Source organism: Paraburkholderia caffeinilytica, from assembly GCF_046030355.1.
Classification (GTDB): Bacteria; Pseudomonadota; Gammaproteobacteria; order Burkholderiales; family Burkholderiaceae; genus Paraburkholderia; species Paraburkholderia caffeinilytica_B.
Map to the genome: position 1 here is coordinate 143,301 of NZ_JAQQCQ010000011.1, position 13,301 is coordinate 156,601.

At 61.1% G+C, this 13,301-nt stretch carries 13 protein-coding genes and 1 pseudogene; 9 read left to right on the top strand and 5 right to left on the bottom strand.

Translation table 11 applies throughout. The features are described from left to right. Nucleotides 1-23 precede the first annotated feature (23 nt). Nucleotides 24-872: an ureidoglycolate lyase gene (locus PQQ95_RS18415; RefSeq protein WP_408438937.1), complete on the top strand. Its 849-nt coding sequence runs from the start codon at nucleotides 24-26 to the stop codon at nucleotides 870-872. Between the two features lie 209 nt (nucleotides 873-1,081). Here the strand turns inward: PQQ95_RS18415 and PQQ95_RS18420 are convergent, their stop codons facing one another. After that, a complete protein-coding gene (locus PQQ95_RS18420; protein ID WP_408438939.1) occupies nucleotides 1,082-1,516 on the bottom strand; it encodes a PaaI family thioesterase in 435 nt (144 codons plus the stop codon). A gap of 267 nt (nucleotides 1,517-1,783) precedes the next feature. Here PQQ95_RS18420 and PQQ95_RS18425 point away from each other — a divergent pair. Next, a pseudogene (locus tag PQQ95_RS18425) lies at nucleotides 1,784-3,405 on the top strand (methyl-accepting chemotaxis protein). A 112-nt stretch (nucleotides 3,406-3,517) separates the two neighbouring features. Here the strand turns inward: PQQ95_RS18425 and PQQ95_RS18430 are convergent. Further along, nucleotides 3,518-3,721: a cold-shock protein gene (locus PQQ95_RS18430; protein ID WP_007178724.1), complete on the bottom strand. Its 204-nt coding sequence runs from the start codon at nucleotides 3,719-3,721 to the stop codon at nucleotides 3,518-3,520. A gap of 218 nt (nucleotides 3,722-3,939) precedes the next feature. On the opposite strand from PQQ95_RS18430, the gene PQQ95_RS18435 reads away from it, so the two are divergent. After that, nucleotides 3,940-4,215: a hypothetical protein gene (locus PQQ95_RS18435; protein ID WP_408438941.1), complete on the top strand. Its 276-nt coding sequence runs from the start codon at nucleotides 3,940-3,942 to the stop codon at nucleotides 4,213-4,215. A 54-nt stretch (nucleotides 4,216-4,269) separates the two neighbouring features. On the opposite strand, the gene PQQ95_RS18440 is transcribed toward PQQ95_RS18435, so the two are convergent. Continuing rightward, nucleotides 4,270-5,379 carry an AGE family epimerase/isomerase gene (locus tag PQQ95_RS18440; RefSeq protein ID WP_408438943.1) on the bottom strand — a complete coding sequence of 370 codons (1,110 nt, stop codon included), beginning with the start codon at nucleotides 5,377-5,379 and terminating at the stop codon, nucleotides 4,270-4,272. Between the two features lie 265 nt (nucleotides 5,380-5,644). On the opposite strand from PQQ95_RS18440, the gene PQQ95_RS18445 reads away from it, so the two are divergent. The 5 genes from PQQ95_RS18445 to PQQ95_RS18465 all read left to right on the top strand — a co-directional run bounded on the left by PQQ95_RS18445 (nucleotide 5,645) and on the right by PQQ95_RS18465 (nucleotide 10,329). Next, entirely contained in the window at nucleotides 5,645-6,331 is a 687-nt protein-coding gene (locus PQQ95_RS18445; RefSeq protein WP_408438945.1) for an MgtC/SapB family protein, read from the top strand. Between the two features lie 132 nt (nucleotides 6,332-6,463). Next, nucleotides 6,464-7,912: a hypothetical protein gene (locus PQQ95_RS18450; RefSeq protein ID WP_408438947.1), complete on the top strand. Its 1,449-nt coding sequence runs from the start codon at nucleotides 6,464-6,466 to the stop codon at nucleotides 7,910-7,912. Nucleotides 7,913-8,377: 465 nt separating this feature from the next. Then, nucleotides 8,378-8,536: a hypothetical protein gene (locus PQQ95_RS18455; protein WP_167470499.1), complete on the top strand. Its 159-nt coding sequence runs from the start codon at nucleotides 8,378-8,380 to the stop codon at nucleotides 8,534-8,536. Nucleotides 8,537-8,966: 430 nt separating this feature from the next. After that, entirely contained in the window at nucleotides 8,967-9,266 is a 300-nt protein-coding gene (locus PQQ95_RS18460) for a hypothetical protein (protein ID WP_408438949.1), read from the top strand. A 148-nt stretch (nucleotides 9,267-9,414) separates the two neighbouring features. Beyond that, nucleotides 9,415-10,329: a 3-hydroxyacyl-CoA dehydrogenase family protein gene (locus PQQ95_RS18465; protein ID WP_408438951.1), complete on the top strand. Its 915-nt coding sequence runs from the start codon at nucleotides 9,415-9,417 to the stop codon at nucleotides 10,327-10,329. A gap of 110 nt (nucleotides 10,330-10,439) precedes the next feature. On the opposite strand, the gene PQQ95_RS18470 is transcribed toward PQQ95_RS18465, so the two are convergent. Both PQQ95_RS18470 and PQQ95_RS18475 read right to left on the bottom strand, forming a co-directional pair. Beyond that, nucleotides 10,440-11,795, bottom strand: a complete 1,356-nt coding sequence (locus PQQ95_RS18470) for a type II toxin-antitoxin system HipA family toxin (RefSeq protein ID WP_408438952.1) — start codon at nucleotides 11,793-11,795, stop codon at nucleotides 10,440-10,442. Nucleotides 11,796-11,797: 2 nt separating this feature from the next. After that, complete coding sequence (locus tag PQQ95_RS18475) at nucleotides 11,798-12,193, bottom strand: helix-turn-helix transcriptional regulator (RefSeq protein ID WP_408438953.1); 396 nt, start codon at nucleotides 12,191-12,193, stop codon at nucleotides 11,798-11,800. Between the two features lie 260 nt (nucleotides 12,194-12,453). Here PQQ95_RS18475 and PQQ95_RS18480 point away from each other — a divergent pair, with 260 nt between their 5' ends. Then, nucleotides 12,454-13,065: a flavin reductase family protein gene (locus PQQ95_RS18480; RefSeq protein ID WP_408438955.1), complete on the top strand. Its 612-nt coding sequence runs from the start codon at nucleotides 12,454-12,456 to the stop codon at nucleotides 13,063-13,065. Nucleotides 13,066-13,301: the final 236 nt, after the last annotated feature.

Consider the following 13,301-nt stretch of genomic DNA (forward strand, 5'->3'; position numbering starts at 1 on the left):
TGAACGGAAAGGGAAGTGCAACGATGAAACTGCTTCGTTATGGGCCGAAAGGCCAGGAAAAGCCGGGCCTGCTCGACGCGCAAGGCAAGATTCGCGATTTGTCGAAGGTGGTGGGTGATATCGACGGCGCCGCGCTGACCGACGAAGGCCTCGCCAAACTGCGCGCGCTCGATCCGGCTTCGCTGCCGGTTGTGGAAGGCAATCCGCGCCTGGGACCGTGTGTCGGCAAGATCGGCAAGTTCATCTGCATCGGGCTGAACTATGCGGACCACGCCGCCGAATCGAATCTGCCGGTGCCGGCGGAACCGGTGATTTTCAACAAATGGACGAGCGCGATCAGCGGCCCGAACGACGACGTCGAAATCCCGCGCGGCTCGAAGAAGACCGACTGGGAAGTCGAACTCGGCGTGGTCATCGGCAAGCCGGCGAAATATATCGACGAAGCCAACGCGCTCGATTACGTCGCCGGTTACTGTGTGATCAACGACGTGTCGGAGCGCGAGTGGCAGATCGAACGCGGCGGCACGTGGGACAAGGGCAAGGGCTTCGATACGTTCGGCCCGATTGGCCCGTGGGTCGTGACGCGTGACGAAGTCGCCGACCCGCAGAATCTGAGCCTGTGGCTCGAAGTGGACGGCCACCGCTATCAGAACGGCAGCACGAAAACGATGGTGTTCGGCGTCGCGAAGCTGGTGTCGTATGTGTCGCAGTGCATGAGCCTGCAACCGGGCGACGTGATTTCGACCGGCACGCCGCCGGGCGTCGGCATGGGCGTGAAGCCGAATCCGGTATTCCTCAAGCCGGGCCAGACGATACGTCTCGGTATTGAAGGTCTCGGCGAACAGACGCAGAAGACTTACGCTGCGGAGTGATTCGCCCGCCTGGTTGAAAAACGTTGTTGCCGTGAAAATTGAAGAGGCTGTTCCCGCGTGATGCGGGAACAGCCTTTTTTATGGAGTCTTCGGGCGGCCGCCCAAGCGCATTAGTCCGCAAACGAACGCGCGAGCAGTGCGATCCGCTGAACAGGCGTGTCGTCGATAAGCTAACGACTACGTCGCTAGTACGAAGCGCATTCGTTCCCTCAACCCGCCGGTTCGTGCTCGCCGTTCTCGCTGATGCGATTGATCGTGCCCTGCGCAACGGCGACGAGTTTCTCGTGTTGCCCATCCATCACATACACGTTGCACTGGCAGGTCGCCTGATAGCGGCCCGCGTAGACGACCTTCGCGCGCGCGATCAGCGTGCCGTTCACCACCGGCCGCAGATAGTTGATCTTGTATTCGCCGGTCACGACCTTCGGTCCCAGCGACAACGCGCCGGCGAACGTCAGCGCATTGTCGGCGAGATAACTGATGACACCGCCATGCACGAAGCCATGTTGTTGCCGCAACTCGTCGCGGATCGGCAGACACAGCGTCAGTTCGTGGGTGCCGGTGTGCATGAGTTCGGTGCCTAGCAGCATGCTGAACGGCTGGGCATGCAGTGCGCCGCGCGCCCGGTCGAGGATGTCGGTCATCGTGATTCCTTCGGGCGTGGCCCGCAGTGGCATCTGCACCGGCGTGCATTGTGCAGTCCCTACCCACTCTAGGAAGCGCCGACGCACCGCGTCAAGGTGAATCCAAAATATCTGCGCGGCATTGTTGCGGAAAATGACAGGGATGGCGGAGTTGGCCGATGAAAAGGGGCTGTAAGACGATTTTTGACGACATTGATCTCAAGCAAAGTCCGCGTATGCCGTTAACCCTGACGTAGATCCCGTCATTCTTTGCTTTAGGTGTTCACGATGTTCAGCAAGATCAAGGTCGCCTCCGGCCTGTTGTGTGTTTGGCCGCGTTCTGCGTTTTTCAGCTCGTCACGGTGGGCTTGGGGTTCTGGTCGCTCACGCGCACGCATGACGACGTGGGCGATCTGTCGAATATCGCCTTGAAGCAGGTGGACGCCGTCAATGAAACGACCCAGCGTCTGATGGATGCGCGTATCAACCTGTCGCGCGCCGGTACGCGCATGGTGCGCGGCGGCGCCGAGCCGGCCGACATCGTGCAGCATGCCCGCGAACAACTGACGGCGGCCGATCAGTCATTCGGCGCGTTCATGAGCGCGCCGAAGACCAGCGACGAAAACAGCACCCGCGCCGCCGCGCTCGCCGAGCGCTACAAAAAGCTGCACGACGCGCTCGCGGAACTGGTGCAGTTTCTCGACGCGAACAATATCCAGGCTTTCCTCGATCAGCCGACCCAAGGCTTTCAGGACGCCTATCTCGCCGAGTCGCACAATTTCGTGCAATTCGGCACCGCGGCGAGCCGGGCCTCGATCGATTCGATCGACACCCGCATGGCCATGTTCCGCGCCGTCAGCATCGCGATCCTGCTGCTACTGGTGGCGGGCACAATCGGTGTGTACGCGGCGCTTCGTAAGGGCGTGGTGGCGCCGCTGGAAGAAGCTGGCCGTCACTTCGACCGCATCGCGCAAGGGCGTCTCGATCAGCCGATCGCCTCGCGCGGCACCAATGAGATCGGCCGCCTGTTCTCGGGTCTCGCGAAAATGCAGGCCAGCGTGGCGCGCACCGTGCAAACCGTGCGCGAATCCGCCGACTCGATCCACCTCGGCGCCGACGAAATCGCCACCGGTAATGCTGATCTGTCGGCACGCACGGAAAACCAGGCGGCATCGCTCGAAGAAACTGCGTCGAGCATGGAGGAATTGACCGCCACGGTGCGCCAGAACGCCGATCACGCCCGTGAAGCCAATGCACTCGCCGAAACCGCGCTCGAGGCGACCTCGCGTGGCAGCGAAGTGGTCAACGAGGTGGTCAGCAAGATGCGCGGTATCGCGCAAAGCTCGGACAAGATCGCCGAGATCATTTCGGTTATCGACGGCATTGCGTTCCAGACCAATATCCTGGCACTGAACGCGGCCGTCGAAGCGGCGCGCGCGGGCGAACAGGGCCGTGGTTTCGCCGTGGTGGCGGGCGAAGTGCGGGGTCTGGCGCAGCGCAGCGCGCAGTCGGCGAAGGAAATCAAGACGCTGATTAGCGAGTCGGTCGCCGAGATTCGGGGTGGTTCGGTGCTGGTCGAGCACGCCGGTGAAGCGATGAGCAACGTTTCCGCGTCGATTTCGCGCGTCACGCAGATGATGGCGGAAATCAGCGCATCCTCGCTCGAGCAGAGCACGGGCATCGAGCAGGTCAACCAGGCGGTGGTGCAGATGGACGAGATGACGCAGCAGAACGCGGCGCTCGTCGAGGAAGCCGCTGCGGCGGCCGCCTCGCTGCATCAACAGACGCAGCAATTGAAGGACGCCGTTTCCGTGTTCGAAATTTCGGAAACTGTGTTGCGAATGCAACAAATGGACGATTTGCGCGGCCAAACGGCGGGGTTCGCGCTGTCAGGGATGCGGGCGATCTAAACCGCTCATGTGCCCAAAAAGAGGGCATCCGCAATAGAAAATGGCCCGCCGAAGCGGGCCATTTTGCATCAGACGCAAGCGCCTAAGCGTGCCTCAAAGTACCTGAAGGTACTTAGGCCGGCTGGATGTTCGCAGCTTGCTTGCCCTTCGGGCCTTGCTTGACTTCGAACGTCACTTTCTGGTTTTCCTGCAGGGACTTGAAGCCGCTGCCTTGAACTTCCGAAAAGTGTGCAAACAGGTCTTCGCCGCCGTCGTCCGGGGTGATGAAGCCAAAGCCCTTTGCATCGTTAAACCACTTCACAGTACCTGTTGCCATTTTTAATCCAGTAAATGTTGTGTGTTGCATTCGCGACCGCTATTTCTCAACACGAGATCGAGCGCGAAGTACGAGTTGTATCACGTCTTTATGATGGACGCCAATCAACAAGTATTCGGGTATTCCCCTGATTGGACCCTTTTGAGGTCCGGAAACCATTTTATTGGGGGTTCCAGCCGGTAGGGTAAACTGCTTGTATTACTCTTCCAGGAAAAACATTGACACATTATTTGCAAGATGAACTCACCTCATTCTGGAGTCGTTTGACCCCTTATCTCGCGATATTGGAGTCGAAATCACCTCAAGAAGGCGCCCCGGACCCGGTCGGCCGTATCACGGTCGATACCGAAGCGCACCAGGCTTTCGCCCTTCACACCACCGATAAAAAGCCGCACGGCGACACATCGGAAACCCCCACGGGACACAGCGCGACCTATACGCGATTTAAAACTGCCGACGCCGATTGGGGACCTTGGCAACGCGAAGAATATTGATTGACCGGTCGGTCGGCTTTTAGCGCCGACGCCCCGGAAGACGGCGGCCGGCGCTTAGCGCGGCAAGGCGTCATAGGCGGTCGCGAGGTGATAGGGGGTGGTCGACGGCATGTCGGCACGCGCCACGTCACCAGCGGCCGTTTTGCATTCGAACCAGCCTTGTGGACGCAGGAAGCGTTGCTGAAAGCGCTCGATTTGCCGCGGCAGCGCGGCGAGCACAGCGGGGTCGTCATGGCTCGCCAGCGCGCGCAGATACTCGGTTTGCGCCCAGATCCGCTGGGTGGCGTCCTTGATTCGTCCGGTTTCGTCGAGCGAGGCGCATACGCCGCCCGTTTGCGGGTCCACGCCGTATTGCTGCGCGAAGCTGAATGCGCGTGTCAGCGATTCGTCGAGACCGGAGGCTTCGAACAATGCGCCCGCCTGCTTGACCAGCCAGAACCATTCGAACTGGTGTCCCGGTTCCAGCCGATTGTCGTCCGCGCCAATCGGCAATTCGGCGACGCAGCCGGTCGGCGCATGCACGAAGTGATGTGCGATTGCGCCGGCAAGACGGCGCAACGCGGCGTCGAAGGCGTTATCGTGCGTGGCGGCACGGGCGGCCAGCCAGGCTTCCGTGAGGTGCATCAAGGGATTCTGGATCGGCGTGCCGGTCACGCGGGCGAAGTCCGCGGTGAGCGCGGCGTTGAACAGATCGTCTTCGGCCGCGAAGTGCGACTGGATCAGTGCCGACGTGTGATGCACGACTTCGAGCGCGTTGCGGTTGCCGGATCGGCGGCCATATTCCGCGCAGGCGAACACGACGAACGCGTGCGTATACAAGTCTTTGGTCGTATCGAGCGGCGCGCCGTGCGCATCCACGCTATAGAACCATCCGTCGTGGCGCGTGTCCTGAAAAGTGCGTACCAGCGAATCGAACAGCACCTGGGCGTGGGCTGCGTCGCCTGCTTGGGAGAACACGAACAATTGTCGCGCGCATGCCATCGCCCGGTAACGTTCTGCGGGTAACGGTTCGGGACCCTCGGCGCTGACCGCTTCGTACGGCAGCTTCAACGCGGGGTTGAAACCGGGCCCGCGCCACAACGGCAGCACCACACGAGTGAAATGATCACGTAGTGTGGCGGCAAGGGTAATCGTAGAGGCGGTGAAGGGGGTCATGCTCTGCATAGTTCGGTTGGTCAAACGCGGTCATTCGAAGCGTCTGCGGACTTTGGCTTTCGCCACGTCGCGGCGCGCGCCACCGGCGATTGTGCCGTGCCGACGGTCATAGCGGCCAACGGGTCTGCAATGAGGCGGCTCGCAAGCTGCATGACGACCATCCTGGCAAGCCGCGCGGCGGTGTGCGGCCAAGCATAAAGCAAACGGCTGCCGCTGACACTCCGCTACCCGCGCGGAATACGCTTCAAATAATTTCAGAAAAGGAGGAAAAGCAATGTTGGGGAACCTCGAACTCATTTCCCGTCTGATACTGGCCGCTGCGCTCGGCAGCGTGATCGGCTTCGAGCGTGAACGGCTTTCCTGGGCCGCGGGGCTGCGCACGCACATGTTGGTCTGCGTTGGATCGACGCTCATCATGATCGTGTCGGCCTACGGTTTTGCCGAGGTGCTCTCGGGCGATCATGTCGTGCTCGATCCGTCGCGGATGGCCGCTCAGGTGGTCTCCGGCATCGGCTTTCTCGGCGCGGGTTCGATCCTGCTGCGTGGCGAAATCGTGCGCGGGTTGACGACGGCGGCAAGCCTCTGGTCGGTCGCCGCGATCGGGCTGGCGGTGGGCGGCGGGTTGTACACGGCGTCGATCGCCGCGACCATCATCATTCTGATTATTCTCGCCGGGATCAAACCGCTCGAACGTCGCTTCATCACGGTGAAGCAACGGCGCCAACTGACGATGATCGTCGAGCGCGGCACCATGACATTTCATTCGCTGCACGACGAGCTCGGCGCGGCGAGCCCACGCGTCAAACAGTTCGTGATGCAGCAAAGCGATGACGTGCCGGAGTGCGATGAAGTCGTGATCACGTTGCATCGCGTGTCGAATACCGAATATGAGGCGATCTGCGCGCGCTTGCGACAACTGCACGGCGTCAAGCAGTTCCGGCAGGACCCGACGTCGTCTTAAAAGCGGAAAATCGTCGGCGAATGGCTTCGGCAGGGGCGGGCGGCCATGCGACAATGCGGTCTCGAAAAATTCCAATGGCTTTGACGAGCGGTGCTCTGCGCCCGCTTTCCGGCGACGACCGCTTTTTTCTCTATGGCAGATTCCGCAGCATCCACGCAGTCCCGGGCTCAGCGCGCCGCTTCGAAGAAGCGGCGGCAGGCCACCGTCTCGACCGAAACTGAAAACAAGCTGGCGCGCGCCGCGCGTTCGGCACAACGTCTCGCGCAACTGAGCGATGCCTCGCGCGACGACAGCACGCTCGACCTGTTCCCCGACGATCCGACCCGCGCCACACTGGAGGCGATGAACATCGACGTCCGGCAAGGCACGCTGCATGGTTTTGAACTACCCGATGTCGTGCTGGCCGCGGTTGGCGCGATCGATGCCGACGGCATGTCGCCCGAGGCACGGGCGGCGCGCCGCGCGCCTCGGGCTGCGAAATCCGATGAACCGGCGCCGGTGAATGCGCAATTGAGCGGACTGGAGACGGAGGTCGTGGAGGTTGCGGCATTGTCTGTTGGCGAGCCGGGTTTGGGGGAGGTGAAGGCGGCAGCGAAGGCGTCGGCTGAAGAGAAGCCGGCGGCATCGGCACGTGAAGCGGCTGCGCCGCTGACGTCTGCGATGGCGGCGGCGACCGTGGCGCGCAGCGTGACCGCGCTGCGCCAGGCGGCTGAGTCGGCTGCCTCGACGACGGATGCGGCGGGTGTATCGACTTCTGGTGGTGCCAGGCCGTCTATGCCGCCGCAGCGCTTCGCGGCGACCTTTGCCAAGGCGACAACGGCTTCGCGAGAAGTGGCCGGGGCCGAAGGTGCGAATGTGGGAGCTGAGCGAGTTTTGTCTTCCGCTTTATCTTCATCCGAGTCTGGGACTATGTCTGAGTCTGGGTCTGGGTCTGATTCCGGTGAGGCCGTTGCTGAGCCGAAGCCAGTTGCGAAGTCATCGGGCGATGTGTCCGTATCTACGCTCGCACCCGCACCCGCACCCGCACCCGCACCCGCACCCGCACCCGCATCCGCACCGGCATCGGCCACGCGCACAAACGCCGCTTTTGCTGCGCCGTCCTTCCGGGAAACCCAGCGCGCCGAAGCAGCCGCGGCAGCGCTGCGGGCCGCGCCTGAACTCGACCGCGCGCGTGCGACGGCCTTCGCGGATACCGTCGATGCCCTATACGGCGTGATCGCCGATCAACGCCTCGCCGCCACCGATCATTCACGCCGCATGAAGTGGATGCTGTCGATCGTGGTGGGCGCATTGCTCATGACGGTCGCGATCGGTATCACGCAGACGGTGCTGCTGATGCGCCTGACCCGTGAAACCACGGCCCAGCAGCACCGCATCGAACAGTTGATGCAGAACCAGCAGGCCGCCATGGCCAGCTTGCTCGACACGCACATGGCGATGGCCAACGCGGCGGCGGCCAATGCGGCTTCTGACGCAACCGCGCCCGCGGCGCCTCAGCCGGCCGCGGCTACGCCGGCTCATGGCAAACGCGGCGTGCGCGCACAGCACGCTCACAAGCCGAAAGTCACCAACTCGCACTGATCTTCCGCGACTGCCGCGCCGGCGTTAGCCGGCCGCGGCGGATCGTTGTGCCGGCGCAGTCGGTCGGGCGTATATTCCCGCTTCCCGCTTCCCGCTTCCCGCTTCCCGCTTCCCGCTTCCCGCTTCCGATTCGGCCTCTCTGCAACCCCGCCCAGAATAGGCGCGTAAGGCATCCATCCGCCGCCGTCGATGCCGCCGCAATTAACCTTCCCAAAAGCGTGACGAGCACGAAATCCACGCGCAGCAGGAAGCTGCAGTCGACCCCCTTCAGTAAGCAGACGCTTTTGACCCTGAAATATCAAAAACGGGGACGTAGTCATGACGCAACGCACCATGGACAAAACCCTGTGACAACACACCACACCAGAGAAATTGCTGCATTGCACTAGCTTTTGCCTAGGGAAAACCCTATAATCTTTCTTAAGGGAAAACCCTAGCAAATGCAGTAACCAACCGGGAGTCGCCATGAGCTTCATTTTTGCATTGTTCCAAAAGGTCAGCGACCTCTTTGCGTCGCCCCATCTGCCGCTGGATTCGGACTACTCGTACGCAGCGCGTAGCCGCGAAGCAGAGCGTATGCGCAGAGCGCAATCCACGTTGTTCGGCATCAAGCTGAGCGACTAAAAAGCAAAGTTGTACAGCCTGAGCGCGGACCATCGCGCATGGGCGCGCACGTCGAGTGCACTCGCACCATTGAAGCCACCGCCCGCGAAACGCGTGCCGTGGCTTTTGTTTTGTGCGGTTACCGCCCAATTCCAGTCTTTCAGAATATTTCCTGGCCGAAATGAATGTAACGACAGCTGACACGGCGCTGTCGTGCCATCCAGGTGATCCATCGCGCATGCGCTGTAGACGAGCGGCGAACGCTGAAAGGGCTGCCATCCATCAGTCCCTTTCATTGAAATGTACGCTTACAAGTGCTCACGTCTTCATGCGGTTTGCCCCGCTAAAGTTGGTTTCAAGCGTACGGCGTCTGGTCCGAACCGAAATTGCGGTTCGATGTCGACCGAACACGGGCGCTGGCTTGATACAAAACTTTGCATGGGAGGTCACTATGAAAACCTTTAACAAGACGTCGCGTTCGATCATTGCAACCCTGCTGGCAGGCGGCGCGTTGCTCGCAGCCGGCAGTGCTTTCGCCCAGGAACGGGTGATCGTCGAGAATGGTCCGGGACCGGCGGTTTACGGTCAGCCGCACATGATGCCGGTGGGCGTGTCGATCAACATCGGCTGGCACGGCGATCGTTACTACGACGGCCACCGCTACTGGGCTCATGACGACTGGATGCGTCATCATCCGCACGACTACGATCCGCATCACCATGACGACCATCGCCCGCCCCCGCGCTACTAATGCGCGCATGACGGCGCCGCATAACACGGCGTGAAGTCAACAAAGCCGGTCCTTCCTCACGGAAGACCGGCTTTGCCGCATTCGGTCTTGGAAAACGGCGCGCTGCGCTATGCTTGAGCGCTTTCATCGACAGTAGCAGGAGAGCGGCGTGGACAAGGCAGTCATAGGCGTAGTGGGCACGGGATTGATGGGCGTCGGCATTGCGACGCAAAGCGCGTTGCATGGGCATCGGACGATCGTTCACGACGTCGACCCGGCGCGCCTCGCGAGCGTTGCGCCGAAGGCGGAAGCGGTGCTCGACGAGCTGATCGACGCCGGACGCATCGGCCATGCCGCCAAACAGTCGGCGCTCGCGCGCATTGAAACGCATGCGCAACTCGACGTCATGGCATCGGCGCAATTCGTAATCGAGGCGATTCCCGAGGTGCTCGAATTGAAGCATCGCCTGTATGCGGCGCTGGCTGAGTTGATGGCAGACGATGCGATTCTCGCGAGCAACACCAGCGGTTTTCCGCCCGATCAACTGGTTGCTCCATTGCGCGCGAAGGAGCGTTTTCTGATCGCGCATTTCTGGAATCCGCCGCACATGATCCCGCTCGTCGAAGTCGTGCCGGGTACCGCGACCGCGCCGGAAGTCACCGAACGTACCGCAGCGTTGATGAGCGCGATCGGCATGGAGCCGGTGGTGCTGGCGAAGGCGATTCCGGGTTTTGTCGGCAACCGGCTGCAGTTCGCGGTGCTGCGCGAGGCGTTGAATATCGTGCGTTCGGGAGCGGCGACGCCTGAGGTGGTCGATCGGGTTATGAAGGCGTCGCTCGGACGCCGGTGGGGGATCGTCGGGCCGCTCGAAGGCGCGGACATGGGCGGCCTCGACACTTTTCTCGACATCTCCACGCATCTGATGCCGGAACTCGCGAAGGACGAAGACGTGCTCGATCTGCTGCGTGCGCAAGTAGAGGCAGGGCGTGTGGGTGTGCGCAGTGGCGCGGGTTTTTATGAATGGGACGACGCCCATTTGTCGCAAGTCAAAGCAGGCCGCAAGCAGGTGATTAGTCGCGGTTAATGGCGCTATGCCTATTAGTCCAGGCTTTCACTTTCTGCGACTCGGTGCGTTTGCAGGGCGATCAAAGTGAGCGGTGCCGATAGGCAAATCCATCAAACGATAATCAACGGTCAGTCATAGAGGCTTGCGCTGACCGGTGCCGCCGCCAACTTATCCTTCTGCTTTCTAATCCCACCCAGAATCGATTCCGCCAATCCGTCAGGAAATCCCGAAGGGACCCTGGCGCCCACCGCATTGATCACATCATCAGTCGCGTCAACCACTTCGGCAATGATGTCTTGCGCCGTCTCGCTTCCCAACCCAACCTGTCGAGCCTGTTCGATCCAGTGCCGCCGCTGAATCTTTTCAATCAGATAGTGATTGGTAGTACCGCGAACGGCCATCGCCATCTTTACCTTCTGACGCGCAATCTGACTGCGCCCGGGTCCAATGATCGGATGGGCGGAGAGGACGTCATAAAGTGGCGTCGACCGGTATAACCCGCCCGGCAGATGAAAAATACTGAAGTTCTTCGCATGCCCATCCGTTGCCGCCATTAGCCAGAACACAAGTTGAGTCTTGAAGAACTGCCGCCGATCCTGATCCGCGTTTTCCGAGCCGAGCAACACGTCCATGATCTCTGCGATACCCGGCCCGCCGTCGGCCTGGTATTTCAGATGTGAGGGCCGTCCGGTAGCCTGGCACATGTCTTCCTGCGGAAGGCGCACGATCCAGCTCGCGTCGCTCGACAACCTACGGTCGAAACGCTCGACCACGAGCGCTTTCTGATTCTCGAACGTTGCAATCTCGCAGTTCGCCGCGGGGAGTCCATACGCCGATACGATTTTCGAGCACAGCCATTCGTTCTCGATCGAGGTTCGCATATCCGCCTGCATGTTCCCAACCAGGCCGAGTGGGAGCTTGAAGATATGCGTGGTCGGCGTGCTGCCAGTCGGGTAGATCCACTGTTCGTCGTGGCGCAGCAGCGCCGTTTTCTCCTGAGCCCCGGCAATGGATAACCTTAAATCCGCACCGCTATCGTGTTGGCCGAGCGGCGCCGCTGAGGTGGCATTGCGCAGTAGCAACGCGATCTGCGGCTCGGATAGCGGCGTTCCAGAGATATCGTAGAGATCGGTGGGTTGCTCGTCAGGCGGGAGTAGCTGGATCGCACCGACGCAGTCCCGGCCAAGCGCTACCAGCAGATCGAACGCGTTCGTGCTGCCCGTGCGATGCCGTTGAGCCAACCGCCGGCGGATCGCATCGCTATCGGGAAGCAGATTGTCAAAGAATGCGCTGACCACGTCGCCGCGGTACGGTTGGTTCCCAGGCGTGAACGGCATCGATAAGGAAAGGGGGCGCCCCTGTTCGTCTTCGATCCACTCGTTGAGATAACTCAGGCGATCCCCTTCCCGTGCTTTTTCCCAGTAGCCTACGGGCAGCCCGTTCATCCAGATGTTGAGTCGTTGTGTCTGAGAGCGGCGCGCCATGATTACCAGTTTTCCCGTTTCTTTTTGGTCGTGATTGTCCCAAGGGGTTGCTTCGAACTCGACGCTTTTGGGGGGCGGCCTGAGCGGTTGGCGACCGGCGGAGATTTCGCTTTCCTTGCGGCGGGGACGTGTTGTTGACGCTTCGGTGTCTTGGCCTGCGCTGGTTTACTGTCAGGCGCGGACGATGCCTGACTCATGCGCAACTCCACGTTCAGCAAACGCATGACCTTAAAAAGTCGCTCTACGCTTGCCGATGCCGGATTGGCTTCCAGTTGCGCGTAGCTTTGCTGCGTGATGCCTAGCAGTTCGGCCACCGCAGCTTGTGTGAGCCCTGCGGACTTGCGGAAGCCGAGCAGAATGGGACGGAGCTGACTTAGCGTCTTGATAGCGTAATCCATTGGATTTTCTTCGGGCTCGTACAGTCTTTGGACTGTATCACGAAAATACAGCCAATAAGCTGTAAATAGAATAAACAGGTTATAGGCTGTAATTGTAATTTACAGCTTAAAGCCTGTTAAGACGAAGCGCGAAGCCAACCGATGAACCGGAATCACAGGAGGCACGAATCGCAGCAGTCCGCTTCTCTCCCGCTCCAGCAGCCCTGGCGACTCTGCGGTATAAATACCTCCCGCCTCACCTGCAAACCCCAACACAAACCATGCCCCATTACTTTTACGACCCGGCTGCCGGTCACGGCCTCCCGCACGACCCATTCAAGGCCATCGTCGCTCCGCGCCTGATCGGCTGGATTTCCTCACGCGCCATCGACGGCACGCTGAACCTCGCGCCTTACAGCTTCTTCGGCGCATTCGCCAGCTTCCCGCCGATCATCGGCTTTTGCAGCGAAGGCCGTAAAGACAGCATCGCCAACATCGAGGCGACCGGTGAATTCGTCTGGAATCTGTCCAGCAAGCCGCTCGCCGAGCAGATGAACCACTCCTCCGCACCCGTCCCGTCCGATGTCGACGAATTCGAACTCGCGGGCCTTACGCCCGCACCTGGCCGTAATGTCGCCGTGCCGCACGTCGCCGAATCGCCGGCCGCGCTCGAATGCAAGCTGCTGCAAGTGGTGCGTCTACATACCCTCGACGGCAAGCTGATGGACAACTACCTGTCGCTCGGGCAAGTGGTCGGCGTCCACATCAACGAGGCTTATCTGAAAAACGGTCTGTTCGACACCCACGCTGCGCAACCGGTCATGCGCGCGGGCTACCGCGCGGACTACGCAGAAATCGGCGAGATGTTCCAGATGTTCCGCCCGACCGCATAACGGTCGGCATCAGCCGAAGCGTTTGAAGCACACCGTGTCGCGCATGCGCGGCGCGGTCTCAGCATGATCGCCTCCGAGCGAAGCGGCGCGGCATCCACGCTACCGCCTTCACGCAAAGCCTCGCGGCGCCCACAACATCGCTTCCGAACACCGCAGCGCTGCAACCACCTCATCGCCCTTACACGGCGCGAAGCCTCCCGCGCAAACTGGCCCGCTTGATGCTTGCAACCGACGCT